The organism is Vibrio sp. Y176 (assembly GCF_033438945.1).
On sequence record NZ_JAWOQS010000474.1, the window covers coordinates 1 to 728 of the forward strand.

The window sequence follows — 728 nt, forward strand, 5'->3', positions numbered from 1 at the left end:
ATATTGGTTTGGTATCGGTGTATTTGAGTCACGGTGTGTATCGTGGTCTTCTGCGCAATAAAGTGCTTTTTGCTCCGACAGACAAAATGGTGCAGCAAGGCCGCCTGTCTGTCATGCAAGCGGCTCACTATTTACGCCATCAACCGTATGAAAAACAGGCATCGCCAATCATCAAACCACTGACGCCAAAGACGCTTCACGATGACACAATTGAAGAATCGTTATCTCCGTCAGAATATAGGCCGACATTCAGCATAAAGGCTGTTGATTGATGCGCTAAAAAAGTGTTTTATTGATAGATAACCAGTTCATAATCATAAAATCGGAATAACTTGATGCAAAAAACGACTCGTACCATGCCTGCGCATAAACACGTGGCATTGGTTGCCCACGACAATTGCAAACCTGAGCTACTTCGCTGGGTAAAAGAGAATAAAGAAAAGCTGCAACGCCATTTCTTGTACGCTACAGGCACAACTGGCCACATGCTGAGTAAAGAAACTGGCTTAGCAATTAAGAGCATGATCAGCGGCCCAATGGGTGGCGACCAACAACTTGGAGCATTGATTTCGGAAGGTAAAATCGATGTGTTGGTCTTCTTCTGGGATCCACTAAACGCCGTACCTCACGACCCTGATGTGAAAGCCCTACGTCGTATCGCGAGTGTTTGGAACAGCCCAGTTGCGACTAACCGTGCAACGGCAAAATTCCACTTCGACTCTCCTCTT

1 protein-coding gene and 1 pseudogene are annotated in these 728 nt (G+C 46.0%); both read left to right on the forward strand.

Going from position 1 to position 728, the window contains the following annotated elements; all coding sequences use genetic code 11:
* Positions 1-272: pseudogene (locus R7O13_RS26785) on the forward strand (TMAO reductase system protein TorT); the annotation flags it as partial.
* 63 nt (positions 273-335) lie between these two features.
* On the forward strand, positions 336-728 hold a 393-nt coding region (locus tag R7O13_RS26790; RefSeq protein ID WP_318305196.1), incomplete at its 3' end, for a methylglyoxal synthase.